Below are 26,855 nucleotides of genomic sequence, written 5' to 3' on the forward strand. Positions count from 1 at the left end.
GCGCCGGTTCCGTGCGCAGAGGGCCGAGGAGGGCCGGGTGACGACCTATGACGATCGAGCGAGCCTCACAGATCTGACCACCACAGCGGAGCGGGTACGCAGGTCGGTCGAGGGTGTGATCGAGGGCAAGCCCGAGGTCGTTCGGCTTTCGCTGACCGTGCTGCTCGCCGAGGGACACCTCCTGATCGAGGACGTGCCGGGGGTCGGCAAGACGATGCTGGCGAAGGCCCTGGCACGTTCCGTCGACTGCTCGGTCCGGCGTATCCAGTTCACGCCGGACCTGCTGCCCTCGGACATCACCGGGGTCTCCATCTTCGACCAGCAGCGGCGTGACTTCGAGTTCAAGCCGGGGGCGATCTTCGCCCAGATCGTGATCGGCGACGAGATCAACCGCGCGTCGCCCAAGACCCAGTCCGCGCTGCTGGAGTCCATGGAGGAACGCCAGGTCACGATCGACGGGCACACCTACGAGCTGCCCGAACCGTTCATGGTCGTGGCCACCCAGAACCCGGTGGAGATGGAGGGGACCTACCCCCTCCCCGAGGCGCAGCGCGACCGCTTCATGGCGCGTGTCTCCATCGGCTACCCGAGTGCCGAGGCCGAGCTCCAGATGCTCGACGTGCACGGCGGGGCCTCACCGCTGGACGATCTGCAGCCGGTGGCGCACGCCGACGACATCGTGAAACTGATCGACGCGGTGCGCACGGTCCACGTGGCCGAGTCCGTCCGGCGGTACGCCGTGGAGCTGGTGTCGGCCACCCGCCGGCACCCGGATCTCAGACTCGGGGCCTCGCCGCGCGCGACCCTGCATCTGCTGCGCGCCGCCAAGGCGTCGGCGGCGCTGGGCGGGAGGGACTACGCCCTGCCGGACGACGTCCAGGCCCTTGCGGTCGCGGTGCTCGCGCACCGGCTGCTGCCGACGGCGCAGGCGCAGCTCAATAGGCGTACGGCCGAGCAGGTCGTGCTGGACATCCTGCAGCGCGTCCCGGTGCCGACGTCGGGCGTCACGGCCGCCCCCGCGCAGCACCTGCCCGACGGCCCGGTGTACGGCCGGCAGCCCGGCGCACGGCGACTGTGATGCCGGCCGGGGCACCCGGCCCCGTGGAGGAGAGCGACACAAAGGGCGGCCTGCGAACGGCTCTGAACGGGCTGACGACGCGGGGACGGTCCTTCCTGGCCGCCGGCGTGGCCGCGGCGGTCTGCGCCTATGTGCTGGGCCAGGATGATCTGCTCCGGGTCGGGCTGCTGCTCGCGGTGCTGCCCCTGATCTGCGCCACCGTCCTCCACCGCACCCGTCACACGGTGTCGGGGAGCCGGCGGCTGTCGCCGTCCCGGGTGCCGACCGGCTCGGAGGCGCGGGTCCGTCTGCGCCTGGACAACGCCTCCCGGCTGCACACGGGCCTGCTCATGCTCCAGGACCGTGTTCCGTACGTCCTCGGCCCCCGGCCCCGGTTCGTGCTGGACCGGGTGGAGCCGGGCGGCGTACGGGAGGTGTCCTACCGGGTCCGTTCCGACCTGCGCGGGCGCTACCCGCTGGGGCCGCTCCAACTGCAGCTGAACGATCCGTTCGGGATGTGCGAGCTGACGCGCTCCTTCAGCGCCCACGACACCCTCGTCGTCATCCCCCGTACCGAGCCGCTCCCGGCGCTGCGGCTGGCCGGGGCGGCTGCCGGGTACGGCGACGGCAGGCATCGCTCGCAGGCGCTGGCCGGTGAGGACGACATCATTCCGCGCGGTTACCGCCACGGTGACGATCTGCGTCGGGTGCACTGGCGCTCCACCGCGCGCCACGGCGAGCTGATGGTGCGGCGGGAGGAGCAGCCCCAGCGGGCCAGATGCACGGTGCTGCTGGACACCCGGCGGACGGCGTATCGGGGGGCAGGACCGGGATCGGCCTTCGAATGGGCGGTCTCGGGGGCGGCTTCCGCGGCGGTGCACATGCTGGAGCGCGGCTTCTCGGTGCGGTTGCTCACGGACGAGGGGAGCCCTCTGCCGGGTGGGAGCGCCGACGGCTTCGCGGGTCCGGCCCAGGAGTCCGCGGACTCCGCCGGGCTGATGCTGGACACCCTCGCGGTCGTCGACCACTCCGACGGCGGTGGTCTCTCGCGTGCGTACGACGTGCTGCGCGGCAGCGGCGAGGGGCTGTTGGTGGCGTTCTTCGGCGATCTCGACGAGGAGCAGACGGCGGTGGCGGCCAGGATGCGGCAGCGGAGCCGCGCGGCCGTGGCGTTCGTGCTGGACGGTGACGAATGGGCGCGCGGCGGTGAAGCCGGGACCCGCGCGACGGCCGCCGACCGTCTGCGACTGCTGCGCGAGGCGGGCTGGACGGCGATGGCGGTGCCGCCCGGGGCCGAACTCGCCCGTCTGTGGCAGCAGGCCGGCCAGGAGGGCGCGGGCACCGGGTCCTCCGTGGCCGGATCGACGACGGGGCACTCCGGGGGATGGTCATGAGCGGGCGTACCCGGCTGGCGCTGTGCGCCTTCGCGGCGACGATGATGACGGCGGGGGCCATGCTGCCCCTGGTCGAGACGTCGGCGTGGCTCCTGCAGGCCGCGTTGCTGCTGGCCGTGCAGAGCGGAGTGGGCGCGCTCGCCCGCCGGATGCGCCTGGCCAGGATTCTGACGGTCTCACTCCAGGCACTCGCCACCCTGCTGACGCTGACCGCGGCCTTCGCCCGGGAGCACGCCCTGTTCGGTGTGCTGCCCGGACCCCGGACGGTCCAGAGGCTCGCCGAGCTGCTGACCACGGGCGCCGACGACGTCGGCAGGTACGCCATTCCCGCACCGGCGACCGACGGCATCCTGCTGATGCTGATCGGCGGAGTCCTGCTGATCGGGCTCGCCGTGGACGTCCTCGCGGTGACCTGCCGCGCCGCGGCTGCGGCCGGTCTGCCGCTGCTCGCGCTCTACTCGGTCGCGGCCGGGCTCTCCGACGGCGGGGCGGGGTGGCTCTGGTTCCTGCTCGCGGCGTGCGGTTACCTGCTGCTCCTGCTGGCCGAGGGCCGGGACCGGCTGTCCCGGTGGGGGCGGGTCTTCGGCGGTGTGCCCGGCACGCCGGGCGGTCCGGCGGCCGGCCGAGGGACCGGGCGCGCCCTGGCACCGGTCCGTACGGGGCGGCGCATCGGCGTGGTGGCGATGGGCATCGCGCTCGCCGTTCCCGCGGCCCTGCCCGCGCTGGACGGCGGGCTTCTGGGCGGCACGGGCGGCGGCTCGCGCGGTGGGAGCGGCGGGGGCACGATCTCCGCCGTGAACCCGCTGGTCTCGCTGCAGAACAACCTGAACCAGCCGGAGAACCGGGAGGTGATGACGTACCGCACCAACTCGGGGAACCCCGGGGACCTCTATCTGCGCATCCTGGCCCTGGACGAGTTCAGCGGCGGCGAGTGGCGCCCGTCGACCCGCCGGCTGCGGGACGTCCCGGACCGGTTGCCGCAGCCGTCCGGTCTCGGCCAGGACGTCGCCGTCACCGAGATCCGGACGAACATCTCGGCATCGCCCTCGTACCGGCAGACGTACCTGCCGCTCCCCTACCCGGCGAGCGAGGTGGACGTCCGGGGTCGCTGGCGGTACGAGCCCGAGGGGCGCACCCTGGTCGGCGACGACGGTCAGACCACGCGCGGTGCGCGGTACGAGGTCAGCAGTCTGGTGGTGGAGCCCACGGCCGCCCAGCTCGCCCGGTCGACGGCGCCGCCTGCGGACCTGGCCCGTGAGTACACGCGGATTCCCCCGTCACTGCCCGAGGTGGTCGAGAAGACCGCCGCACGGGTCACCGAGGGGGCCACCGACGACTACGAGCGGGCCGTGAGGCTGCAGGACTGGTTCACCTCGGAGGGAGGTTTCCGGTACGACACGACGGTGACGTCGGGTACCGGCACCGCGGCCATCGAGCGGTTCCTTAAGGAAAAGGAGGGCTTCTGCGTCCACTTCTCCTTCGCGATGGCCGCCATGGCGAGGACGCTGGGCATTCCGGCCCGGGTCGCGGTGGGCTTCACACCCGGCACCGTGCAGGCGGACGGTTCGGTTTCGGTCGGGCTGCAGGACGCGCACGCCTGGCCCGAGCTGTACTTCGAGGGCGTGGGCTGGACCCGCTTCGAGCCGACGCCGTCCCGGGGCAGCGCGCCGGCGTACACCCTGCCGGACGTGCCCTCGCAGGACCCGAGCGATCCCGCGCAGCCGACGGACGGAGCGTCCGTCGCTCCCACGGCGGAACCCTCCGCCTCGGAGTCCTGCCCCGCGCGGACGCGTCAGCCGGGTGAGTGCGGTGCGTCCGCGGCCGCGGGTGTGGTGGATTCGGCCGATCCGGGGACCCCGGCGGGCACCGTCGTGCTGTGGGTGCTCGGTTCGCTGGTGGTCCTCACGCTCCCGCTGGTCCCGATGCTCTGGCGGATGCGGGCCCGTGCCCGGCGGCTCAGCTCCTCGGGGGGCCGTACGGCCGCCGACACGGCGGCCAGGGTGATGGCCGCCTGGCGGGAGATCACCGATACGGCCTGGGACCACGGTATTCCGCCGGACGACTCGCAGACGCCCCGCAAGGCCGCGGCGCGTGTCGTGCGGCTGGGCGGCCTCGAAGGCCCGGCGTCCGCTGCGGTCCACCGGGTGGCCGGGGCGGTCGAGCGGGTCCTTTACGCACCGGAGCCGGGCGGGGTCATGACATCCGTCGAGGACGTGCGGGAGGCCCGGGCGGGGCTGAGGGCCTCGGGCGGCCGGTGGAACTCGCTGCGGGCGACGCTCGCACCCCGATCGGCCGTTCGGGTGGTCCGGGCCGGCTCGGAACGTCTGTCGGAGCTCGGCCTCCGCTGGTCGGGAGTCGTCGGGCGCCTCCGCCCGGCGGCCGGGCCGCGCCGCACGTCACGACAGCGGGGCTGATTCCTGCGGCCTCGGGGGACCGGCGGCCGGTCCGCCGGTCCCCCGAGCGGGTCCAGGACGAGCTGGACGGCTTCGGGGGGCCGGTCCGCAGGGTTGGAGGCGCCGGCCCCACAAGCCCTGCGGGCGAACACGTGAGGGGCGGTCGCTGTGCAGCGACCGCCCCTCACGTGTGAGGTCCAGCGTCAAGTTCCCGGTGTTCGCGGTCCGCTTCCGAGGTCGGCGGCCCGTCCTGCCCGCCGCCGGCCGGGAAGCGGAAAGTTCACTGGCCCTGTTCGTCGCGGCGGCGCTGCCACCGCTGTTCGATCCGGTTCATCATCGACCGGCGCTGCCTGGGATGTCGGCGTTCGCCTTCGCCCCCGCTCGCGCTCCCCGCCGGTTGCTGTTCACCGGGCTTCGGCGCTTTGCGCCATCCGGTGACCGCCAGCACGGCACAGCCCAGCATGACGAGGAAACCCGCCACACTGACCCAGGTCTGCTGGAAGACCATTCCGGCCATGAGGAGCGCGATACCCACCAGAAAGCCGGCCACCGCCTGGTAGACCCGTCGCCGGGTGTACCTGCGCAGCCCGCTTCCCTCAAGCGCTGTAGCGAACTTGGGATCTTCGGCGTACAGCGCTCGCTCCATCTGCTCGAGCATTCGCTGCTCGTGCTCCGAGAGCGGCACGGAGTCCTCCTCGTCGTCGGCCGCGGGGGCGACCGGTATGCGGCCCTTCCAGGATAGGCAGGGATTCGCCCCCGTGAAACCCGCCCTCTAGCCATAGCCAGTCCGGACCGCCAATTCGGCTCGGCTGCTGAGGCGTAGATTCCCCGACCTCCGATCCGTCATGCCGGATGGTGTCACCCGATCATACGGGGCCCACGGCCCGATCGGGTGCTCCGGGCAGTACTCCGTCTGCAGCTGCGTTGCTGATCAGCCGTGCTCCTGCGGCTTTCGCGGCCGTACTCCGGCGGTGTCGACGTCGCCGCTCAGGCGCGCTTCTCACCCAGAACGTGCAGCTGGGTCGCCACCGAGTGGAAAGCCGGCAGCTCCGCGACGGCCGCCTCCAGCTTGAGGAGCTCCTCCAACGCGCCCGGCTCGGTGTCCACGAGAACACCCGGCACGAGGTCGCCGAAGACCCGCACACCGTGGATCGCGCCGACCTGGAGGCCCGCGGCTTCGACCAGCCCGGTCAGCTGGTCGGCGGTGAACCTGCGGGGCACGGGGTCACCGTCGCCCCAGCGTCCGGCGGGGTCGGTCAGCGCCTGCCGGGCCTCCGCGAAGTGCCCGGCGAGCGCCCTGGCCAGGACGGCTCCGCCGAGGCCGGCACCGAGCAGGCTGAGCGCGCCGACCGGGCGGAGGGCGTCGACCGCGTTGCGCACGCCTTCGGCGGGGTCGTCCACGTACTCCAGGACCCCGTGGCACAGGACCGCGTCGTAACCGGCGCGGTCCACCACCTCGAAGAGGCCGTGGATGTCGCCCTGGACGCCGCGGACCCGGTCGGCCACGCCGGCCTCGTCCGCACGGCGCTCCAGCGCGAACAGGGCGTTGGGGCTGGGGTCCACGACGGTGACCCGGTGGCCGAGGCGGGCGACGGGCACGGCGAAATTGCCGGTGCCGCCGCCGGTGTCCAGCACGTCCAGGGCATCCCTGCCGGTCGCCTCGACCAGACGGTCGAGAGCGTCCTTGAGGACCTCCCAGACCACGGCGGTACGGAGGGAGGCGCGGGGGCGCAGCTGGTCCGACACGGCAGTTGACTCCTCGGCACGGTGCCGCCACGGACGGCGGAGCGTGAACGGTGCAGGTGGTACGGGTGCTCTCCACCCTATTGCCTCGCACCGCCGCCACGGTCACTCCGCGTCGCGCCGCTGTCCCGGGCCGTCCTTCCTGGCCTGCGGAAGCACGGGCTGGAGGACCAGCAGACGCTCGACCAGGCGCAGGAACAGCGCCGCGTCGCGCAGCAGGTCGTCGGCGTCGCGGCTGCTGGCCGCGCCGGGTATACCCGCCTCGGCGCGGGCCCGGCGCCGGGCCCCGGAGGCGAACAGGGCGCTCCATTCGGTGAGTTCCGGCGCCATGTCCGGAAGGACCTCCCAGGCGCTGCGGATGCGCTCCCTGCGGCGCCCGCCCGTCTCGGGCCTCCCGCGGGCGGCGAGCACGGCGGCCGCGGTGCGCAGCGCGGCGAGGTGCGCGGTGGCGTACCGCTCGTTCGGCACGTCGAGCTCGGCGGCCTCGTCCAGACCGGCATGGGCCTGGGCGAGCAGATCGAGGGCGGCGGGCGGTGCCGTGGTGCGGCGCAGCACGGGGTGGACGTCGGCTGCCGGACCGGTCAGTGAGGGGGCAGGGCTGCCTGCGCGGCGCCGCGGGGCAGCGGCTGCGGACGAGCTGGCCATGACGAACCTCCTGTCGTCGTGTGACGGCTCGGTGGCCGTCTGTGTCCATCGTGACGGTCACCACTGACAATCCCTCAGGGGCATCTCTGACCAGGCGCTTTGCGTAGAGCATGAGTGAGGACTAGCTTTTGCACTGACTGGTCAGTTCAAAACATGGGGGTGGGGTCGTGGACAGCCCGCACGGGGCGGCACTGAGCGCCGAGGACTTCGGACTGAAGGGCCCGCGCGGCTGGGCCTTCCGGGGAGTGGGGTTCACCGCGGACCCCGGATCGCTCGTAGCGGTGGAGGGGCCCTCCGGTTCGGGCCGTACGTGTCTGCTGCTCGCGCTGACCGGCCGGATGCGTTCCACGCACGGCCATGCCGAGGCAGGCGGCGAGCGCCTGCCCGGCCGGCTCGCCGCCGTACGGGGGTTCAGTGCGCTGGGCCCGGTCCCCGGGGTCAGCGAACTGGACCCGTCCTTCACCGTGGCCGAGCATCTGCGGGAACGGGCCCTGCTGCGACGCCGCTTCGACGGTTCGCCGCGCTCCCTGCTGCGCCCCCGCGCCGAACGCGCCGCCACGGCACGGGACACGATCGATGCCGCGCTGCAGTCCGCGGGGCTCGACCTCGCGGACCTGCCCAAGGCCGAACGGACCTCCGTTCGCGACCTGGAGCGCCTGGAGGCCCTGCGCCTGTCCGTCGCACTCGCGCTGATGGGCCGTCCCCGCCTGCTCGCCGTGGATGACCTCGACCTCAAACTCTCCACCGCCGACCGCGCCCTGGCCTGGGAACTGCTGCGCGCCCTCGCGGCCGGCGGGACCACCGTGCTGACCGTGTGCAGTGAGGCCCCGGAGGACGCGCTCACGGTGAGCACCCGCCCGGCGTGCGGAACAGACACGCCCGCCGGCGACACGACGAACGGGAAGGAAACGGACGATGCGATCGCCGAGGCTGGCCGCGCTTGAGCTGCGACGGTTCGGCAGGGGCCGGATGCCGCGCGCCGCACTCGTGGCGCTCCTCCTGCTGCCCCTGCTGTACGGAGCGCTCTACCTCTGGTCGTTCTGGGACCCCTACGGGCGGCTCGACCGCATCCCCGTGGCCCTCGTCAACGAGGACAAGGGTGCGAGCACCGGGGGCGAACGCCTCGCGGCGGGCGACGAGATCACGGGCGGACTGCTCGACAGCAAGGTCTTCGACTGGCACGAGGTCGGTTCCGCCGAGGCCGAGCGGGGGGTCGAGGACGGGACGTACTACCTCTCGCTGACCATGCCGTCGGACTTCAGCGAGCGGATCGCCTCGAGCGCCGGGGACTCCCCCGGCACCGGCGCCCTGCGGGTGCGTACGAACGACGCCAACAACTACATCGTCGGGCAGATCTCACGGACGGTGTTCGCCGAGGTCCGCAGTGCCGCTTCGGCCAAGGCCTCGCGCGGCTTCCTGGACAGGATCTTCATCAACTTCTCGGGTCTGCACGACGCGACCGCGAAGGCGGCCAAGGGCGCCGACGACCTGGAGAGCGGCCTCACCAAGGCGAAGAAGGGCTCGAAGGACCTCGCGGACGGTCTCAAGGACGCCAGGTCGGGCAGCGGCACGCTCTCCACGGGCATCACCAAGCTGGACAAGGGCGCGGGAGACCTGGAGACGGGGTCGCGGCAGGTCGCCGGCGGCACCCAGTCGCTCGCCGACAAGGTCAACGCGGTCGCCGCGGACGTACGTCCCTTCCTGAAGGACAACGGCAAGGCCATCGGAGACACCGCCCGGCTGGTCTCCGACTCCTCGAAGGCCGTACGGGAGAACCTCGATCTGCTGGTCGAAGCCGCGCCGACCGCCTCGGCCGCCGCCCACACCGCATCCGACGACCTGGCCGAGGTCCACCGCGTCCGCTGCACGGACCAGCCGGTTCCGGACCCGGGCGTCTGCCCGCAGCTCGAGCGGGCCAAGACCGCCGCGGAGGACGTCGCCCAGGTGTCCGACGACGTGAACGCCATGGTCACGAACCAGAAGGGCGACCTCTCGAAGTTGCGCACCCGGCTGACCACGCTGGAGAAGCAGGCCGACGCCCTGGCGAAGCGCTCGCCGGATCTGGACTCGGACCTGAAGTCCGCGGTGTCGAGGATCAACGCGCTCAACACCGGTGCGCAGAAGGTCGCCACGGGCGCGGGCGCACTCCACACCGGTCTCGGAACGGCCAGGACGGGCGCCGGGGACCTGAACACCGGCGTCAAGAAGCTCACTTCGGGTGCCACGACCCTGAAGAGCGGCCTGTACCGGCTGGGCGACGGCTCCGCGACACTCGCCCAGGGCCTGAACGACGGTGTCGGGAAGATCCCCGACTACGACGAGAAGGACCGCGACGCGCGTACGGGTGTCATGTCCGACCCCGTGCGGCTCGCCTCCTCCTCCCTCCACGCGGCGCCCAACTACGGCACCGGTTTCGCCCCGTACTTCATCCCGCTCTCGCTGTGGGTGGGCTCGATGGTGGCCTACATGCTGATCCAGCCGCTCAACCGGCGGGCGCTCTCCGCCGGGGCACCGGCCTGGCGCATCGCCTTCGCGGGCTGGCTGCCGGTCGCCGCGATCGGTCTGCTCCAGGTCGCCGCCCTGATGTCGGTGCTGCACTGGCGGCTGGGTCTGCAGCTGACGCACGCCGCCGGCACCATCGGCTTCCTTGCCCTGGTGACCTGCTGCTTCGCCGCGATCGTGCAATGGCTCAACGCCCGCTTCGGAGCGGCAGGCAGGATTCTCGTCCTGGCGGTGCTGATGCTCCAGCTGACCTCGGCCGGGGGCACCTATCCCGTCCAGACCAGCCCGGGGTTCTTCGGCGCCGTCCACCCCTATCTGCCGATGACCTACGTCGTGGACGGGCTGCGCCGGCTGATCACGGGCGGCGGGCTCGGCCCGGTCTGGCAGGGCTGCGCCGTGCTGCTGGCCTTCACCGCGGGCGCACTGGCGCTGACCGCCGTCTCCGCCCGCCGCAAGCAGGTGTGGACCCTGGACCGGCTGCACCCGGAACTGAGTCTGTGACCGCCCCGGGACCTGTGAGAATCGTCGGTATGGACAGCAGTAGCACCACGCGCCGCCAGGTCACCCGGCAGAAGCTCTACGAGGCGGCGGTGACCCTCATCGCGGAGAAGGGGTTCTCCGCGACGACGGTGGACGAGATCGCCGAGCGCGCCGGGGTCGCCAAGGGCACGGTCTACTACAACTTCAAGAGCAAGACGGAACTGTTCGAGGAGTTGCTGCGGCACGGAGTCGGACTGCTCACGCAGTCGCTGCGGTCCGCCGCCGACGCGACGGACGCGCGCGGTGGTTCCCGGGTGGAGGCGCTGGACGCGATGATCAGGGCCGGCCTGGTCTTCATCGACCGCTATCCGGCCTTCACCCAGCTCTACGTCGCCGAGCTCTGGCGCACCAACCGCGCCTGGCAGTCGACCCTCCTGGTGCTGCGTCAGGAGGCCGTGGCCGTCGTCGAGGGGGTGCTCCGTGAAGGCGTCGCGGGCGGCGAGCTGAGCGAGGAGATCGACATCCAGCTGACGGCCGCCGCGCTGGTCGGGATGGTCCTGGTGGCGGCGCTCGACTGGCAGGCGTTCCAGCCCGAGCGGACGATCGACGACGTGCACTCCGCCCTGTCGCTGCTGCTGCACGGCCGGGTCAGCGGACGCTGAGGCCCCCTCCCGTCCCGCACGTGCGGGACGCCGGTCCGGTGGAATTCGATCCCCCCGAATTCCACCGGACCGGCGTCCCGTACCGCCGCGGAGCCCTCCCCCGTGGCCCCGTTTCCCCCGTGGCCCCGGAGCTCCGCGTCGTGCACCCCCGTTGTGTCCGGGGTGCCGCGCCGTTCCGCCGCCCCGTGCCGGCGGTCCGGGCGCAGCGCCCCTTCCGTGGTCTCCACTCTTCCGTCCGAGCAGGTGAGGGCCCATCCGCTTCCCTACTCATCTCGAGCACTAGGTAGGGATACTCAGGCCTGCGCGGAGGTCCCCACCCGGGCCTGCGCACGACTGGCTACGATCGCGTCCGTGTCCGTACTCCCCCTGGTGTTCACGAGTGGCTGGGCGAGCGGGATCAACGCCTACGCGGTGATCCTGCTCTTCGGCGTCTTCGGCGCGACCGGTCTCACCGACGAGGTGCCCGAGTCCCTGCAGCGAACCGATGTGCTCGTGGCCGCGGGTGTGCTGTTCCTGTTCGAGGCGGTGGCCGACAAGATCCCGTACGTGGACTCGGTCTGGGACACCGCGCACACGGTGATCAGGCCCGTGGCCGGCGCGGTCGTCGCGGCGCTGCTGGCCGGCGAGAGCGGGTCGCTGCCGGAACTCGCGGCGGGGGCCGTGGGCGGAGCCACCGCGCTGATGAGTCATCTGGTGAAGGCCGGCACGAGGATGGCGGTCAACACCTCGCCCGAACCGTTCAGCAACGTCGGGGTCAGCGTCGCGGAGGATCTGGGCGTCGCCGGGATCATCACCTTCGCCGTCTTCAACCCGGTGGCGGCGGCCGTCGTCGCCGGTGTACTGCTGCTCCTCGGCCTGGTGATACTGCTCTTCCTGGCCTCCCGCATCCGCAGGTTCCTGCGTCGCAGGGCGCAGCGCCGCGAGGAGAGGCGTCTGGCCGGAACGGGCGGGCGCCGGCCTCAGGAATGAACTGTCGGCGGCACCCCTTAGGGTCACTGACATGGCACGAATTGCGGTGATCGGCGCCGGGACGGGCGCGATGGCGGCGGCCGCCCGGCTGGCCGTGGCAGGCCACCGGGTGACGGTGTACGAGCGGTCGGGGACCTACGGCGGCTCACTCGGCCGGTATGCCCGTGACGGCTTCGTCTTCGACACCGGCCCGGGGTTGTTGCATCTGCCCGCGGTCTACCGCGACCTGTTCGTGAAGACGGGCAGGGAGAGCCTGGAGCAGTGCGTCACGCTCACCCAGGTCGACCCGGCGAGCCGCCATCTCTTCGCGGACGGCACCTCGGTGTCGCTGCCCAACGCCTCGCGAGCCGGGGTGGTCGGCGCGCTGGACCGGGCGCTCGGCGAGGGGGCGGGGTCCCGGTGGGGCGAGTTCCTGGACCGGGCCGGGACCGCCTGGAACCGGTCGCGCAGGCCGTTGCTGGAGGAGCCGCTGCCGGAGGACCGGCGGATGCTGGACCGCGATCCCTACCCCGCGGTGCGCCGTCGCAGGCTGCTGCGCGGCGCCCGGCAGGCGCGGACGGTGGCGGAGGTGGGCGCCTGGGAGCTGGAGGACCCCCGCCTCGCGGCCCTGCTCGACGGGTACGCATTGTCGTACGGCCTCGACCCCCGCCGAGCCCCGGCGGCCGCCGCCCTCCTGCCCTACATGGAGGAGACGTTCGGAAGCTGGTACGTCGCCGGGGGCATGCGCGCGCTGGCCGACGCCGTGTACGAGCGGTGTCTGGCCCGGAAGGTGGAGTTCGTCTTCGGTGCCGAGGCGGTCCGGGTGTCCGAGAAGGACGGCCGGGCGGCGGGGATCGACCTGGCGGACGGCGGGAGCGTGGGGGCCGATCATGTCGTCCTGGGCGCGCAGCCGGTGCCCGGGCTCCTGCCGGTCCGGCAGGAGAGGCCGGGCAGGTCGGACACGGCACCGGTCCCGGGCCGTTTCCTCGTCCTGCTCTCGCTGCGCGGGGGCCGGGAGGCCGGCGCCGTGCACCGCACCGTGGTCCACGCGGTCGACCCGGGCGCGGAGCAGGAGGCGGTGTTCGGCGGCCGGACGGCGGAGCTGCCCACGGTGACGGTCCTGCGCCCGGACGACCCCGCCACACGCCCCGACGAGGAACACGAGGCGGTGACCCTGACGGTGACGGTGGCACCGCACGGTCCGGTCGACTGGACGGACCCGGGACTGCGGGAGCGTTTCGCGGACGCGGTGATCGGCCGGGCCGCCGAGGCCGTGCCCGGCCTGCGCGAGCGGATACTCCACGCGGAGGTGCGTACGCCGGCCGAGACCGCGGCCGACACCGGCGCCCGCGGCGGTTCCGTGCCGGCTCCGGCCCTGGCCGGGGCGGAGGGCTCCTGTCTGCACTCGGGGAACCGCACCCCGTTGCCGGGTCTGTATCGGGCGGGCGGCTGGTCGCATCCGGGCGGTGGGATGGCCCATGCCGGGATGTCGGGGGCCCTGGTCGCAGGACTCGTGGTGGAGGGCGACGGCTTCCGCGGCTCGCAGTGAGCGGCGGGAGGTGAACGGCGGGCCGCGGGATCGTGCCGGCTGCCCGCCGCCGGGTCAGTAGCGGTACTGCTCGTTCTGGCCCGTGTCGTACCCGTTGCCGTACGGGGAGGGCTGGACGGGGGCCTCCGGCGGCAGCGGGGCGTGGTGGTCGCTCTCGCGCTGCTGCGGAACCCAGACGCCGCCGGGCGGGGTGTCGGTGTACTGGCCGGCGTACGGGTCCGCGGGCTGCTGCCCGGTGCCGTAGGAGGTGTCGTAGCCGTTGCCGTAGCTGTCGTACGCCGCGTACTGGCCGGTGCCCGTGCTGGTGTCCGTGCCGGCGTACGGGTCGGAGTAGGCGCCGTAACCCGCCTGGTCCGTGCCGTAGTCGTACTGCCCCGTGTAGGTGCCCTGCCCCTGGTAGGTGTCCTGGGGCACGTAGCCCTCCTGGCCACCGTACGGATCCTGGGCGGCCGGTTCGGAGTAGCCGGTGTACGGGTCGTGGGCGGCGTACTGCGGCTGCTGTTCCCCGTGCCGGTGCTGCGGGTCGCCGGCGGCCGGGGAGTCGGTGTAGACGCCGTACTGCCCGGTGTCGTCCGGCAGCGGCTCCGGTGCGTAGACCGCGGCCGGGCCCGCATCCGCCTGCCGGGGGGCCTCCTCGTACTCCAGGCCCGAGACCTCGAGTGTGGGCTTCGGGCTGTCCTGGCGGCCGGCTCCGCGACGGCGGCGGCTCTCACCGGGGCTGCCGCCTATGGCCCACCCGGTCGAGAAGCCGCGCCGGAAGGAGAGCGTCACATAGGTCTGGCCCGTCGCGAAGGTGATCGCCCCGAGGGCGATCACCAGCACGGAGGGGATCAGGACGCCCAGGACCACGCAGAGGAACCCCCCGAAGGCGAGGAGCCGCCAGCGCAGGCGTGCCTTGTACTGCAGGAGCACCTCGCCCAGCAGCCACAGCGCCACTATGCCGAATGCGATGTAGAGGACCGTCCAGCCCACGCCCGCCCCCTCCTGCGGCCACCGCCCCGGTTGGTGGCGGGTACGGCCGGTCAGGACTGCTTGTGCAGTCCGAGATTCTCGTAGATCTCGAGTGTCGCCGTCGAGTTGTTCAGCGTGATGAAGTGCAGCCCCGGGACACCCTCGGAGAGCAGTTTCGCGCAGAACTCCGTGGCGAACTCGATGCCAATGGAGCGTACAGCGGCCGGGTCGTCCTTGGCGGCGAGGATGCGCTCTTTCAGTGAGGAAGGCAGGGACGCGTTACTGAGCTGCGCGAATCTCTCCAGCTGTTTCACACTGGTGAGCGGCATCACCTCGGGGATGACCGGGGTTTCGCAACCCGCGGCGACCACCCGGTCACGCATCTGGAGATAGCTTTCCGGGTGGAAGAACATCTGGGTGATCGCGTAGTCGGCACCGGCGCGGCACTTGTCCACGAAATGACCGATGTCGGAGTCCCAGTCGGCGGAGCGAGGGTGCATTTCGGGGAACGCCGCCACGCCGACGCAGAAATCACCGGCTTCCTTGATCAGCCGGACGAGATCGGCCGCGTACCGCACGCCCTGCGGGTGTTCGACCCACTCCCCCATCGGGTCGCCGGGCGGGTCTCCGCGCACCGCGAGGATGTTGCGGATACCCGCGTCGGCGTACTGACCCACCATGTTGCGCAGTTCGGCAACGGAGTGGTCGACGGCGGTGAGGTGCGCCACCGGGGTGAGCGTGGAGTCCGCTGCGATCTGCTGGGTCGCCCGGACCGTCCCGGCACGGGTCGAACCGCCCGCGCCGTAGGTCACGGAGACGAAGCTCGGCGCCACCGCCTCGACCCGGCGCAGGGCGTTCCAGAGGTTCCGCTCGCCCTTCTCGGTCTTGGGCGCCCAGAATTCGAACGAGAACGACGTCTCGCCGGTCGCCAGCAGATCACGCACGGTGCGCGCGTGATCCGTCCTGGTGGAAGGTGTACCAAGGGCCATACTGGGAGGTTAACCAGGGCCCGGCCGTACCCCAACCAGAGAAGCCGAATTGCCCTGGATGCGGTGAATCTCGTCCACCCTTCGGACACCTGGCGTGGCTCGTTCCACCTCGCGGTGCACATGGTCCGACGCCGCGCGGGAACGCACCGGCACCACCGGGGAGCCCTCGGCTCAGGCGGTGCGTTCCCGGATGCGCCGCGCCAGCGACGCGGCGGCCGCCCCGGGGTCCGTCGCCCCGGTGATCGCCCGCACGACCACGACGCGACGCGCTCCGGCGTCCAGCACCTCGTCCAGATTGCCTGCGTCGATCCCGCCGATGGCGAACCACGGGCGCGTCGAGCCGAGCGAGGCCGCGTACCGCACGAGGCCGAGGCCGGGTGCGTGCCGGCCGGGCTTGGTCGGGGTGGGCCAGCAGGGGCCCGTGCAGAAGTAGTCGACGCCCGCTTCGGCGACGGCGGCGTCGACCTCGGCCTCGGCGTGGGTGGAGCGGCCGATCACCACCTCGCCGCCGATGACGGCGCGGGCGGCGGGCACCGGCAGGTCTCCCTGCCCGAGGTGCAGCACGTCGGAACCGATGGCGTGGGCGACGTCGGCCCGGTCGTTCACCGCGAGCAGCGCGCCGTGGCGCTTGCAGGCGTCGGCGAACACGGCGAGGTGTTCGAGCTCCTCGGCGGCCTCCATGCCCTTGTCCCGCAACTGCACGACGTCCACGCCGTTGGCCAGCACGGCGTCGAGGAACTCGGGGAGGTCACCCTGCCGCTTGCGGGCGTCCGTGCACAGGTAGAGCCGGGCGCCGGAGAGCTGGTCGCGAGGCGTGGACATGATGGATTCCCCCGTCGGTGCGTGGATGGATGGCTGGTGCGTGGACGGGTCACCGGTGCGGTGACGAATCGCCCGTACGTCGGCGACCGCCGTGCCGACGGGTCCGGTAACGGCGGAGTGCGGGCCGCGAATGCCACGGCCCGCACTCCACTCACGGTCGTCCGGTCAGACGGCAAGCGCCTGAGCCCGGCGCTTCACCTCCGTACCGCGATTCTCGCTCAGGGCCTGCGCGGGGGTTCCGGGCAGGCTCGGGTCGGGGGTGAAGAGCCAGTCCAGCATCTCTTCGTCGTTGTAGCCGTCGTCCCTCAGGAGTGTCAGGGTCCCTGCGAGGCCCTTGACCACCTTGTCGCCGTCGATGAAGGCGGCAGGCACCTGGAGCGCCCGGTTCTCACCACGTCGTACGGCGATGAGCTGGCCCTCCTTGACCAGCTGCCGTACGCGCGTCACCTCGACATCGAGCATTTCCGCGATGTCGGGAAGGTGGAGCCAGGCGGGGACGAGAGCATCGATCTTTGCGTCAATCTCGGTCACAAGGACAAGCGTGCCATCCCGGACCGACAGTCGGTACCCGGGCCGACCGTACGGGGCCGTCACAGACCCCGGAGAACCGTCGATTTCAGCGGTACGGAGGAGTCGGCGGCCCGCGCCGGGTCGATCCGCGCCCCGGCTTCGACGAGCTTGCGCCCCTGCGCGAGGTCGCGCGGCCGGCTCACGGCCAGCACGGCGACCAGGACCCCCCGCCTCAGCCAGCAGACCGTCCAGGACGGGTCCCCCGGGTCACCGCGCCACAGCAGCGTGTCGGCTCCGGTGTGACGGCCCGCGTACTGCACGAAGCGCCCGAACTGCTCGGACCAGAAGTAGGGCACCGGGTCGTAGGTGCCGGCCTCACCGCCCGCGAGGGCGGCGGCGACCGCGCGGGGCCCCTGGAGGGCGTTGTCCCAGTGGTGGACCAGCAGCCGCTCCCCGTAGCGGTCCGAAGGGAACGACGCGCAGTCGCCCACCGCGTAGACATCGGGCAGCGAGGTGCGCAGCGAGCGGTCCGCGGTGACCGAACCGTCCGGGCCGAGCGCGATGCCCGAACCCGCGAGCCACGCGGTGGCGGGCCGGGCGCCGATGCCCACGACCACCGCTCCGGCGGGGACGACCCGGCCGTCCGTCAGGTGGACGGCGCCCTGTTCGACGCGTGCGACCCGGGCGCCGGTGAGGAGTTCGGCTCCGCTCTCGGCGTACCAGCCGGCCATCGGCGCGGCGACCTCGGCGGGCATCGTGCCCGCGAGGGGGTGGTCGGCGGCCTCGACGACGGTGACCGCGCAGCCGGCCGCGCGGGCCGCGGTGGTGAACTCGGCGCCGATCCAGCCCGCTCCGACCACGACCACGTCGTGCTGCCGTTCCAGGACGGGCCGCAGCCGGGCGGCATCGTCCAGGGTGCGCAGCAGATGGACGCCGGGCACCCCCTCGGATCCTGGCAGTGCGACGGGTTCCGCTCCGGTGGCGAGGACCAGCACGTCGTAGGCGACGGGGCCTTCCAGGGTGTCCAGCTCGTGCGCCCCCGCGCGCAGGCCCGTCACGTCCAGCCCGAGGCGCAGGGTGATGTCCAGCTCCTCGAAGTCGACGTCGAAGGCGGAGTCCTCGGCCTTGCCGAGCAGTACGGCCTTGGACAGGGGCGGCCGGTCGTACGGCTGGTGGGGTTCGGCACCGACCAGCGTGACCGGTCCCGCGAAGCCCTGTTCGCGCAGGGCTACGGCCGTCTGCACACCCGCCATGCCGGCACCCACGATCACGACACCGCCGGGCCGGTGTCCTCCTGCCGGGTCCTGCGTCTGCTCGCTCACCCGTCCACCCTAGTCACGTGGGACGGCGTCACCTCGAGAGTTCCTCCACCACGCTCTTCCCGCGGCCCTCCTGGGACTCCCACTGCCACGTCTCGTCGAGGCGGACCCGGCCGTCGGGCAGCTCGGTGACGGTCGAGACGCAGTGCCCGGACGAGGTCGTCCCGTCGTGCTTCAGCTGGACGGTGGGGGTACCTCCCGTGCCCTTGAGGCTACGGGGGATGAAGTCCAGGAGGTCCGCCTCCCTGGTGCCGACGAGATGCCCCCGGACGACGTCGCCGCCCGTGTACTCGGCCCAGATCCGGCCGTCCCGCTCGTGATACGCGAACCGGGTCCGGGTCCCGACCTGCCCGGGAGACTGGTCGGCGACCGGTGCGAGGACGAGTCCGTCGAGTGAACGGGCCACGGGTGCTGCTCCCTTACCGACTGCGGGCGGTGGGGTCTAGGCTGGCCACCGTAAGACACTCGCGGGAGTCCGGACGTACCGGGCTGAGAGGGAGGCTGACCGGCCTCCGACCGTACGAACCTGATCCGGGTCATGCCGGCGAAGGGAGGGGCTGGACGCCCATGCGCATCTCCGCGAACGGTTCCGACGTCCTGGTCGTCGGGGGCGGCATCATCGGTCTGGTGACCGCGTGGCGGTCGGCCCTGCACGGCCTGAGCACCACGCTGGCCGATCCCGACCCGGGCGGCGGGGCCGCGCGGGTCGCGGCCGGGATGCTCGCCGCCGTCACCGAACTCCACCACGGCGAACAGACGCTGCTCGGCCTCAACCTGGCCTCCGCCGCCCGGTATCCGGCCTTCGTGGCCGAGCTGGAAGAGGCGAGCGGGCAGGAGACCGGCTTCCGCGCCTGCGGCACCCTGTCCGTCGCGCTGGACTCCGACGACCGTGCGCATCTGCGTGAGCTGCACGCCCTGCAGCAGCGGTCGGGGCTGGAGTCCGAGTGGCTCAGCGGTCGCGAGTGCCGCCGTCTGGAGCCGATGCTCGCCCCCGGCGTACGCGGCGGACTACGGGTCGACGGCGACCACCAGGTGGACCCCAGACGGCTGGCCTCGGCCCTGGTCACCGCGTGCGAGCGCGCCGGGGTGGTCCTTAGGCGCGAACGCGTACAGCGGCTCTCCGTCACGGGCGGCCGTGCCACGGGAGCGGCACTCCGGGACGGTACGGAGCTGACGGCCGGCCAGGTGGTGCTCGCCGGAGGCAGCCTCAGCGGCCGGCTGGCGGGACTGCCCGATGCGGTCGTGCCTCCGGTGCGCCCGGTCAAGGGGCAGGTGCTCCGGCTGACCGTGCCTCCCGCGTACGCTCCCTTCCTCAGCCGGACGGTGCGGGCGGTCGTGCGCGGCAGCCATGTCTATCTGGTGCCGCGTGCGAACGGTGAGCTGGTGGTCGGCGCGACGACCGAGGAACTGGGCTGGGACACCACGGTCACGGCGGGCGGGGTGTACGAGCTGCTGCGCGACGCCCACGAACTGGTGCCCGGCATCACCGAACTGCCGCTGACGGAGACCGGCGCCGGTCTGCGGCCCGCCTCACCGGACAACGCGCCGCTGCTGGGCCCCACGGCACTGCCCGGCCTGCATCTCGCCACCGGGCACCACCGCAACGGGGTGCTGCTGACCCCCGTCACCGGCGACGTGATGGCCCACGTGCTGACGACCGGCGAGCTGCCCGAACCGGGCCGCCCCTTCTCCGCGCAGCGGTTCGCCCCCGCCGCCTCCCAGGAGCACCCCCCGCACCCGTCCTCCGAGGACACCGCCCCCGCGTCGCAGGAGCAGCCCGTATGACCGAGCCCGTAGCCGTCCCCGATTCCGTCTCCCTGTCCGTCAACGGGGAACGCCGCTCGGTCCCCGCGGGCACCACGCTGGACACCCTGGTCGCTGCGTTGACCGCGGCCCCCTCCGGAGTGGCCGCCGCGGTCAACGAGGCGGTCGTCCCGCGCGGCCGGTGGTCCGTCACCGCGCTCACCGGCGGGGACCGCGTCGAGGTCCTCACCGCGGTCCAGGGAGGCTGACCATGTCCGACGACGTCTTCACCCTCGGTTCCACCGCCTTCTCGTCACGGCTGATCATGGGAACGGGCGGGGCGCCCAGTCTCGACGTGCTGGAGCGCGCCCTGGTCGCCTCGGGCACCGAGCTGACCACCGTGGCGATGCGCCGGCTCGACCCGACCGTGCGGGGTTCGGTGCTCTCCGTCCTCCAGCGCCTGTCCGTCCAGGTCCTGCCGAACACCGCGGGCTGTTTCACCGCCGGCGAGGCCGTGCTGACGGCCCGCCTGGCCCGGGAGGCGCTGGGCACCGACTGGATCAAGCTGGAGGTCGTGGCCGACGAGCGGACGCTGCTGCCCGACCCGGTCGAGCTGCTGGACGCCGCCGAGATCCTGGTCGACGACGGCTTCACCGTCCTGCCGTACACCAATGACGACCCGGTCCTGGCCCGCAAGCTCCAGGACGTGGGGTGCGCGGCGGTCATGCCGCTGGGTTCCCCCATCGGTTCCGGGCTCGGTATCCGCAACCCCCACAACTTCCAGCTGATCGTCGAGCGGGCCACCGTCCCGGTGATCCTCGACGCCGGCGCCGGAACCGCGTCGGACGCGGCGCTGGCGATGGAACTCGGCTGTGCCGCTGTGATGCTCGCCTCGGCGGTGACGCGGGCGCAGGAGCCTGAGCTGATGGCGGCGGCGATGCGGCACGCGGTGGACGGCGGACGGCTGGCGTACCGGGCCGGACGCATCCCGCGCCGTCATTTCGCCGAGGCCTCGTCACCGGTGCGGGGCCTCGCCGTGCTGGATCCGGAGCGTCCGGCCTTCTGAGACCCGGGTACCGGGGCGGCCCGCCGGTCACAGCATGTGCATACCCCTGTCACGGCTCGGCACCGGACGGTCCCCGGGAGGCCTGGACCGTCCGGCGTGTCCGTGGCAGCTCGTAGACTCGCTCCGTGGACACGACCCTCCAGGACCCCCTCGTCGGGCAGCTGCTCGACGGCCGCTATCGCATCGATGCGCGCATCGCCGTCGGCGGTATGGCCACGGTCTACCGGGCCATGGACACCCGGCTCGACCGGGTGCTCGCCCTCAAGGTGATGCACCCGGCGCTGGCGACCGACGCCGCGTTCGTCGAACGCTTCATCCGCGAGGCCAAGTCCGTCGCCCGGCTCGCGCATCCGAACGTGGTGGGCGTCTTCGACCAGGGTGCCCAGGGCGCGTACGTGTACCTGGCGATGGAGTACGTCGCCGGATGCACCCTTCGTGACGTCCTGCGGGAGCGCGGGGCACTGCAGCCCCGGGCCGCCCTGGACATCCTGGAGCCGGTACTGGCCGCCCTGGGCGCCGCGCACCGCGCGGGCTTCGTCCACCGTGACATGAAGCCGGAGAACGTCCTGATAGGGGACGACGGCCGGGTCAAGGTCGCCGACTTCGGCCTCGTACGCGCGGTGGGAACCGCCACCGACACCACCGGCTCGCTCCTGGGCACGGTCTCCTATCTCGCCCCCGAGCAGATCGAGCAGGGCACGGCCGACACACGGTCCGACGTGTACGCCTGCGGTGTCGTGCTCTACGAGATGCTGACCGGCGGCAAACCCCATGCCGGGGACACCGCGGCGCAGGTCATCTACCAGCATCTGAACGAGGACGTCCCCGCACCGTCCGGTTCCGTGCCGGGACTGGCCGCCGGGCTGGACGGGCTGGTGGCCGCCGCCGCCGCGCGGAACCCCGACGTCCGTCCGCTCGACGCGGTGGCCCTGCTCGCCATGTCCCGTGAGGTCCGGGCGGCCCTCACCGAGGAGCAGCTCGACGCGATGCCCCCGCAGGCCGTCGCGGAGACGCACGACGCAGCCGAGGACCGTACGAGCGTGATCCCCCGGGTGATACCGGCGGGCCAGGGCACCGCGCATCACACCAGCCGGCTGGAGATGCCCCCTGTCTCGCCCAGCGAGCCGGGGCGAGGCAGGTTCGGCCCCTTCACCGACCGCGGCCGGCGCGGTGTCCTCGCCGTGCTCGTCGCCGTCCTGCTGGCGCTGGGGGCCGGGGCGGGGATCTGGTACATCAACTCGGGACAGTTCACCCGGGTCCCCTCGCTCCTCGGCCAGACCCAGAGCGCAGCCGAGAAGCGGCTCGCGGACGAGGGGCTCGATCTGAAGGGTGTCGAGCGCGCCTACAGCGACACGGTGAGGCGCGGCACGGTGATCAGCAGCGACCCGGGCTCCGGAGAGCGGATCCGGGGCAACGACGCGGTGAAGCTGGTGGTCTCGCGCGGCCCGGAGACCGTGAAGGTCCCGGACGTCAAAGGGCTCGCCCTCGCCGATGCCCGGCGTGAGCTGAAGAAGTGGGGGCTCGCGCCCGGGATGGTGACCCGGGAGTTCAGCGAGGAGATCGACCGGGGCAAGGTGATCCGTACGGATCCCCGCACCGGCACCGAGCGGCACACGGACTCGGCGGTCGCCCTGGTCGTCAGCAAGGGAAGCCCCGTCGACGTGCCCGACGTCACCGGCCTCTCCGTCGACGACGCCAAGGCCGCGCTGGACGAGGCGGGCCTGAAGGCCGAGGTGCTGACCGAGCGGGTCAACTCCCCCGAGGAGCAGGGCGGGATCGCCCGGCAGTCGCCCGGCAGCGGTGCGGAGGCCGCGAAGGGCGACACCGTCGAGCTGACGGTCTCCAAGGGCCCGCGCATGCTCGAGGTCCCCGACGTCACGGGGAAGGACGTCGAAGAGGCCCGGAGCACACTGGAGGAGGCGGGCTTCGAGGTCAAGGTCGACCGCCCGTTCCTCTCCTTCAGCGACACGGTCGCCCGCCAGTCCGTCGAGGGCGGCGAGAAGGCCGCCGAAGGATCCACCGTCACCATCAGGACCAAGGGCCTGTAGGCCAGTCGAGGACCGGAAAATGCGCAACCCCATCGGCGGTCACGTTCCCGTGGCCGGAGGACTCGCGAAGGTCGGCCTCGGCTACGCGCGGGAGCTGGCGGCCGAGGCCGTGCAGGTCTTCGTCGCCAATCCGCGCGGCTGGGCGACACCACCGGGCAACCCGGCGCAGGACGAGCTGTTCCGCTCGGAGTGCGCGGCGGACGCGGTTCCCGCGTACGTCCATGCCCCGTACCTGATCAACTTCGGCTCGCACACGGAGGCCACGGTCGAGCGGTCGGTCCTGTCGCTGCGCCACTCGCTGCGCCGGGCGAGGGCGATAGGCGCGCTCGGCGTGGTGGTGCACACCGGTTCGGCGACCGGCGGACGCCCCCGCGAGGAGGCACTCGCCCAGGTGCGCACGCACATGCTCCCGCTGCTGGACGAGCTGACCCATGACGACGATCCGTTCCTGCTGCTGGAGTCGACGGCCGGACAGGGCTCCTCGCTCTGCTCACGGACCTGGGACTTCGGTCCGTACTTCGAGGCCCTGGACTCGCATCCCAGGCTGGGGGTCTGCCTGGACACCTGCCACATCTACGCGGCGGGCCACGACCTGACAGGGCCCGCGGGCATGCGGCAGACCCTGGACCTGCTGGTGGACACCGTCGGCGAGGGCCGGCTGAAACTGATCCACGCCAACGACTCCAAGGACGTGGTGGGCGCCCACAAGGACCGGCACGAGAACATCGGCGCGGGTCACATCGGCTCCGAGCCGTTCCGTGAGCTGTTCTCACACCCGGCCACCGAGGATGTGCCTCTGATCATCGAGACGCCGGGCGGCAGGGACGGGCATGCGGCGGACGTGGCCCTGCTGAAGGAGCTCCGGGGCGCCGCCTCCGGATGAGAACGGCTGGTGTGACGCGGCTCCCGACGTTTCCGGACCCGACGGTTCAGAGCTCCGGGCCGTCCCCGGGCTCCTCCTGGTAGGAGTAGCGCTGTTCGCTCCACGGGTCGCCGATGTTGTGGTAGCCGCGCTCCTCCCAGAACCCGCGGCGGTCGGCCGTCATGTATTCGATGCCCCGGACCCACTTGGGCCCCTTCCAGGCATACAGGTGCGGCACGACCAGGCGCAGCGGGAATCCGTGTTCGGCGGTGAGCAGTTCGCCGTCCTTGTGGGTGGCGAACAGTGTCCGGTCCGACGCGAAGTCGGCGAGCCGGAGATTCGAGCTGAAGCCGTATTCGGCCCAGACCATCACATGGGTGACCTGGGGGGCGGGCGGCGCCAGTTCCACGACCTCTCGGGCCGGAATTCCGCCCCACTCGGCTTCGAGCATGCTGAATTTCGTCACGCAGTGGAGATCCGCGACGACGGAGGAGAAGGGGAGTGCCGTGAATTCCTGGTGATTCCAGCAGTGTTTGTCACCGTCGGCCGTGGCCCCGAAGACCCTGAACTCCCAGCGGTCCGGCTTGAACTTGGGGACGGGCCCGTAATGGGTGACCGGCCAGCCCCGCTGCAGCCGCTGCCCCGGCGGAAGCCCGGACTGCTCTGCTGTGCCGCGTTCCCGGCTTTCCGGCTGACCCATGCCTCCATGGTGACAGACAGGCAGGGGTGGTCATGACCAGGGGAGAGGCGATTCGGGCAACTCATACTAAGCATGCACTTACTGGACGGCCGGGTGGCGTGGTGCGAGGATGCGCCCAGACATGCCCAGTTCACCGGTTGGAAGGAGCCTCTGCGATGCAGGGCGACCCCGAGGTCCTCGAGTTCCTCAACGAACAGCTGACCGCCGAATTGACTGCCATCAATCAGTACTTCCTGCACGCGAAGATGCAGGAGAACTTCGGCTGGACGAAGCTCGCGAAGTACACGCGGGCCGAATCGTTCGACGAGATGAAGCACGCCGAGATCCTCACCGACCGGATCCTGTTCCTGGACGGCCTGCCCAACTACCAGCGGCTCTTCCACGTGCGGGTCGGCCAGACCGTCACCGAGATGTTCCAGGCCGACCGCCAGGTCGAGGTGGAGGCGATCGACCGCCTCCGGCGGGGCATCGAGGTGATGCGCGGCAAGGGCGACATCACCTCGGCGAACATCTTCGAGTCCATCCTCGAGGACGAGGAGCATCACATCGACTATCTCGACACCCAGCTGGAACTGGTCGAGAAGCTCGGGGAGCCGCTCTACATCGCCCAGCTGATCGAGCAGCCGGAGAGCTGATCCGCCGAAGCTCCCGGCGGCCTCCGGTACTGCCCGGAGGGCCGGTCCTCTCAGGCGGCGTCGGAGAGCCTGACGCCCGGGGCGGTGCCGAGGGCGACGGGCGCGGCGGGCGCAGCCGCCCGAACGGTTCGCCCCTCGACGAGCTCACGGCTCGGGCAGTCGCCGCGGCCGAGCAGGGCCTGGATCCTGCGGACGCAGCCGCCGCAGTCGGTGCCCGCCTTGCAGGCGGAGGCGATCTGGCGGGGCGTGCACGCGCCGCCCTCCGCATGCCGCTTGACCTGGTCCTCCGTGATGCCGAAGCAGGAACAGACGTACATGCGGTTCACCTCCCGACGGGTCGATCACTGCGCCGTCCCGAATTCTCGGTGAGGCTAACCTAACCTTACCTGCGAGGCCCTGTGCACGAAAGCCCCGGTACGGCTGTGGGGCACGGATCACATCGATCCGTGCCCCACAGGCGTTCAGCGGTGGTCCCTACTGGTCGCGGTACATCTCGGCGACCAGGAAGGCCAGGTCGAGGGACTGGCTGCGGTTGAGGCGCGGGTCGCAGGCGGTCTCGTAGCGCTGGTGCAGATCGTCCACGAAGATCTCGTGGCCGCCGCCGACGCACTCGGTGACGTCGTCGCCGGTCAGCTCGACGTGGATGCCGCCCGGGTGCGTGCCGAGGTCCTTGTGGACCTCGAAGAAGCCCTTGACCTCGTCCAGGACGTCGTCGAACCGGCGCGTCTTGTGGCCGGACGCGGCCTCGAAGGTGTTCCCGTGCATCGGGTCGGTCACCCAGACCACCGCGGCACCGGAAGCGGTGACCTTGTCCACCAGCTCGGGGAGCTTGTCGCGGACCTTGTCGGCGCCCATGCGGACGATGAAGGTCAGTCGGCCCGGCTCGCGCTCGGGGTCGAGGCGGTCGATGTAGCCGAGGGCATCGTCGACGGTGGTCGTCGGTCCGAGCTTGACGCCGATGGGGTTGCGGACCTTCGAGGCGAACTCGATGTGCGCGCCGTCCATCTGCCGGGTGCGCTCACCGATCCAGACCATGTGGCCCGAGGTGTCGTACAGCTGACCGGTGCGCGAGTCGGTGCGGGTCAGCGACGACTCGTAGTCCAGCAGCAGTGCCTCGTGCGAGGCGTAGAACTCGACCGCCTTGAACTCGGCCGGGTCCGTGCCGCAGGCCTTCATGAAGTTCAGCGCGTTGTCGATCTCGCGGGCCAGGGCCTCGTAACGCTGCCCGGACGGCGAGGACTTCACGAAGTCCTGGTTCCAGGCGTGCACCTGGCGCAGGTCGGCGTAACCGCCGGTGGTGAAGGCGCGCACCAGGTTCAGCGTGGAGGCGGACGCGTGGTACATCTGCTTCAGCCGCTGGGGGTCCGGGATGCGGGCGGCCTCGGTGAACTCGAAGCCGTTGACGGAGTCGCCGCGGTAGGTCGGCAGGGTCACGCCGTCGCGGGTCTCGGTCGGCTTGGAGCGCGGCTTGGAGTACTGCCCGGCGATCCGGCCGATCTTGACGACCGGTACGGAGGCCGCGTACGTGAGGACGGCGCTCATCTGGAGCAGGGTCTTCAGCTTGGCGCGGATGTGCTCGGCGGACACGCCGTCGAAGGCCTCGGCGCAGTCGCCGCCCTGCAGCAGGAACGCCTCGCCCTTGGCGACGGCTCCCAGGCGGGCGCGCAGCTGGTCGCACTCGCCGGCGAAGACGAGCGGAGGATACGACTCGAGGTCCGCGAGTACGTCGCGCAGAGCCTCGGCATCGGGGTACTCGGGCTGCTGCGCCGCGGGAAGGTCTCGCCAGGTGTGGCCACCGGCGACGGAGGTATTGGCGTTCACGGTCACCTTGACAACA

26 protein-coding genes and 1 riboswitch are annotated in these 26,855 nt (G+C 72.0%); of the genes, 14 read left to right on the plus strand and 12 right to left on the minus strand.

Annotated features, from left to right (window positions below; genetic code table 11):
• Positions 1-37: 37 nt before the first annotated feature.
• Genes JOC24_RS09130 through JOC24_RS09140 form a run of 3 tightly spaced genes read left to right on the plus strand, consistent with a single transcriptional unit; the run spans position 38 to position 4,865 of the window.
• Positions 38-1,078 carry an AAA family ATPase gene (locus JOC24_RS09130; RefSeq protein WP_205019623.1) on the plus strand — a complete coding sequence of 347 codons (1,041 nt, stop codon included), beginning with the start codon at positions 38-40 and terminating at the stop codon, positions 1,076-1,078.
• Positions 1,078-2,451 carry a DUF58 domain-containing protein gene (locus tag JOC24_RS09135; RefSeq protein WP_205019624.1) on the plus strand — a complete coding sequence of 458 codons (1,374 nt, stop codon included), beginning with the start codon at positions 1,078-1,080 and terminating at the stop codon, positions 2,449-2,451. Before JOC24_RS09130 ends, JOC24_RS09135 begins: the two co-directional genes overlap by 1 nt.
• On the plus strand, positions 2,448-4,865 hold the full coding sequence (locus JOC24_RS09140; RefSeq protein ID WP_205019625.1) for a transglutaminase TgpA family protein: 2,418 nt from the start codon (positions 2,448-2,450) through the stop codon (positions 4,863-4,865). Before JOC24_RS09135 ends, JOC24_RS09140 begins: the two co-directional genes overlap by 4 nt.
• Positions 4,866-5,124: 259 nt before the next feature.
• Here the strand turns inward: JOC24_RS09140 and JOC24_RS09145 are convergent, their stop codons facing one another.
• The 3 genes from JOC24_RS09145 to JOC24_RS09155 form a co-directional block, all read right to left on the minus strand.
• Entirely contained in the window at positions 5,125-5,529 is a 405-nt protein-coding gene (locus tag JOC24_RS09145) for a DUF3040 domain-containing protein (protein ID WP_031098904.1), read from the minus strand.
• Positions 5,530-5,831: 302 nt separating this feature from the next.
• Positions 5,832-6,590, minus strand: a complete 759-nt coding sequence (locus tag JOC24_RS09150; protein WP_205019626.1) for a methyltransferase — start codon at positions 6,588-6,590, stop codon at positions 5,832-5,834.
• Positions 6,591-6,692: 102 nt separating this feature from the next.
• Positions 6,693-7,232 (minus strand): SAV_6107 family HEPN domain-containing protein, encoded by a 540-nt coding sequence (locus tag JOC24_RS09155; protein ID WP_205019627.1) that lies wholly within the window; start codon positions 7,230-7,232, stop codon positions 6,693-6,695.
• Positions 7,233-7,399: 167 nt separating this feature from the next.
• Here JOC24_RS09155 and JOC24_RS09160 point away from each other — a divergent pair, with 167 nt between their 5' ends.
• The 5 genes from JOC24_RS09160 (at position 7,400) to JOC24_RS09180 (ending at position 13,373) form a co-directional block, all read left to right on the plus strand.
• Entirely contained in the window at positions 7,400-8,176 is a 777-nt protein-coding gene (locus JOC24_RS09160; protein ID WP_205019628.1) for an ATP-binding cassette domain-containing protein, read from the plus strand.
• Positions 8,148-10,235, plus strand: a complete 2,088-nt coding sequence (locus JOC24_RS09165; protein WP_205019629.1) for a YhgE/Pip domain-containing protein — start codon at positions 8,148-8,150, stop codon at positions 10,233-10,235. Before JOC24_RS09160 ends, JOC24_RS09165 begins: the two co-directional genes overlap by 29 nt.
• Before the next feature lie 29 nt (positions 10,236-10,264).
• Positions 10,265-10,876 carry a TetR/AcrR family transcriptional regulator gene (locus tag JOC24_RS09170; protein WP_205019630.1) on the plus strand — a complete coding sequence of 204 codons (612 nt, stop codon included), beginning with the start codon at positions 10,265-10,267 and terminating at the stop codon, positions 10,874-10,876.
• Between the two features lie 351 nt (positions 10,877-11,227).
• Positions 11,228-11,845 carry a DUF4126 domain-containing protein gene (locus tag JOC24_RS09175; protein ID WP_205019631.1) on the plus strand — a complete coding sequence of 206 codons (618 nt, stop codon included), beginning with the start codon at positions 11,228-11,230 and terminating at the stop codon, positions 11,843-11,845.
• 31 nt (positions 11,846-11,876) lie between these two features.
• Complete coding sequence (locus JOC24_RS09180) at positions 11,877-13,373, plus strand: phytoene desaturase family protein (protein ID WP_205019632.1); 1,497 nt, start codon at positions 11,877-11,879, stop codon at positions 13,371-13,373.
• A 54-nt stretch (positions 13,374-13,427) separates the two neighbouring features.
• Here the strand turns inward: JOC24_RS09180 and JOC24_RS09185 are convergent, their stop codons facing one another.
• From JOC24_RS09185 to JOC24_RS09210, 6 genes are all read right to left on the minus strand, one after another.
• On the minus strand, positions 13,428-14,345 hold the full coding sequence (locus JOC24_RS09185; protein WP_205019633.1) for a hypothetical protein: 918 nt from the start codon (positions 14,343-14,345) through the stop codon (positions 13,428-13,430).
• 50 nt (positions 14,346-14,395) lie between these two features.
• A complete protein-coding gene (gene metF, locus JOC24_RS09190) occupies positions 14,396-15,313 on the minus strand; it encodes a methylenetetrahydrofolate reductase [NAD(P)H] (RefSeq protein ID WP_205019634.1) in 918 nt (305 codons plus the stop codon).
• Between the two features lie 171 nt (positions 15,314-15,484).
• Positions 15,485-16,135: a thiamine phosphate synthase gene (gene thiE / locus JOC24_RS09195; protein ID WP_205019635.1), complete on the minus strand. Its 651-nt coding sequence runs from the start codon at positions 16,133-16,135 to the stop codon at positions 15,485-15,487.
• A 165-nt stretch (positions 16,136-16,300) separates the two neighbouring features.
• The gene (locus JOC24_RS09200) at positions 16,301-16,666 is read right to left on the minus strand and encodes an Rv2175c family DNA-binding protein (RefSeq protein ID WP_205019636.1); all 366 of its coding nucleotides are present in this window, start codon (positions 16,664-16,666) and stop codon (positions 16,301-16,303) included.
• A 59-nt stretch (positions 16,667-16,725) separates the two neighbouring features.
• Positions 16,726-17,967 (minus strand): NAD(P)/FAD-dependent oxidoreductase, encoded by a 1,242-nt coding sequence (locus JOC24_RS09205; RefSeq protein ID WP_205019637.1) that lies wholly within the window; start codon positions 17,965-17,967, stop codon positions 16,726-16,728.
• A 28-nt stretch (positions 17,968-17,995) separates the two neighbouring features.
• Positions 17,996-18,370: a hypothetical protein gene (locus JOC24_RS09210; protein ID WP_205019638.1), complete on the minus strand. Its 375-nt coding sequence runs from the start codon at positions 18,368-18,370 to the stop codon at positions 17,996-17,998.
• Positions 18,371-18,421: 51 nt separating this feature from the next.
• A riboswitch (TPP riboswitch) is annotated at positions 18,422-18,534 on the plus strand.
• Between JOC24_RS09210 and thiO the strand changes: the two genes are divergently transcribed.
• The 5 genes from thiO to JOC24_RS09235 all read left to right on the plus strand — a co-directional run bounded on the left by thiO (position 18,532) and on the right by JOC24_RS09235 (position 23,704).
• Positions 18,532-19,749, plus strand: a complete 1,218-nt coding sequence (gene thiO / locus JOC24_RS09215; RefSeq protein WP_205019639.1) for a glycine oxidase ThiO — start codon at positions 18,532-18,534, stop codon at positions 19,747-19,749. Its footprint overlaps the riboswitch before it by 3 nt.
• Positions 19,746-19,976 (plus strand): sulfur carrier protein ThiS, encoded by a 231-nt coding sequence (gene thiS / locus JOC24_RS09220; protein ID WP_205019640.1) that lies wholly within the window; start codon positions 19,746-19,748, stop codon positions 19,974-19,976. Before thiO ends, thiS begins: the two co-directional genes overlap by 4 nt.
• Positions 19,977-19,978: 2 nt before the next feature.
• The gene (locus tag JOC24_RS09225) at positions 19,979-20,773 is read left to right on the plus strand and encodes a thiazole synthase (RefSeq protein WP_205019641.1); all 795 of its coding nucleotides are present in this window, start codon (positions 19,979-19,981) and stop codon (positions 20,771-20,773) included.
• A 125-nt stretch (positions 20,774-20,898) separates the two neighbouring features.
• Entirely contained in the window at positions 20,899-22,821 is a 1,923-nt protein-coding gene (gene pknB, locus JOC24_RS09230) for a Stk1 family PASTA domain-containing Ser/Thr kinase (protein ID WP_205019642.1), read from the plus strand.
• A 19-nt stretch (positions 22,822-22,840) separates the two neighbouring features.
• Complete coding sequence (locus JOC24_RS09235) at positions 22,841-23,704, plus strand: deoxyribonuclease IV (RefSeq protein WP_205019643.1); 864 nt, start codon at positions 22,841-22,843, stop codon at positions 23,702-23,704.
• Between the two features lie 46 nt (positions 23,705-23,750).
• Here JOC24_RS09235 and JOC24_RS09240 read toward each other — a convergent pair whose 3' ends face one another.
• Entirely contained in the window at positions 23,751-24,383 is a 633-nt protein-coding gene (locus JOC24_RS09240) for a sulfite oxidase-like oxidoreductase (protein ID WP_205019644.1), read from the minus strand.
• Between the two features lie 155 nt (positions 24,384-24,538).
• Here JOC24_RS09240 and bfr point away from each other — a divergent pair, with 155 nt between their 5' ends.
• On the plus strand, positions 24,539-25,018 hold the full coding sequence (bfr, locus tag JOC24_RS09245) for a bacterioferritin (protein ID WP_031100800.1): 480 nt from the start codon (positions 24,539-24,541) through the stop codon (positions 25,016-25,018).
• A gap of 50 nt (positions 25,019-25,068) precedes the next feature.
• On the opposite strand, the gene JOC24_RS09250 is transcribed toward bfr, so the two are convergent.
• Both JOC24_RS09250 and JOC24_RS09255 read right to left on the minus strand, forming a co-directional pair.
• The gene (locus JOC24_RS09250; RefSeq protein ID WP_205019645.1) at positions 25,069-25,335 is read right to left on the minus strand and encodes a (2Fe-2S)-binding protein; all 267 of its coding nucleotides are present in this window, start codon (positions 25,333-25,335) and stop codon (positions 25,069-25,071) included.
• A gap of 157 nt (positions 25,336-25,492) precedes the next feature.
• Entirely contained in the window at positions 25,493-26,839 is a 1,347-nt protein-coding gene (locus tag JOC24_RS09255) for a class II 3-deoxy-7-phosphoheptulonate synthase (protein ID WP_205019646.1), read from the minus strand.
• Between the last annotated feature and the right edge of the window lie 16 nt (positions 26,840-26,855).

This window comes from Streptomyces sp. HB132 (assembly GCF_016909575.1).
Taxonomy (GTDB): Bacteria; Actinomycetota; Actinomycetes; order Streptomycetales; family Streptomycetaceae; genus Streptomyces.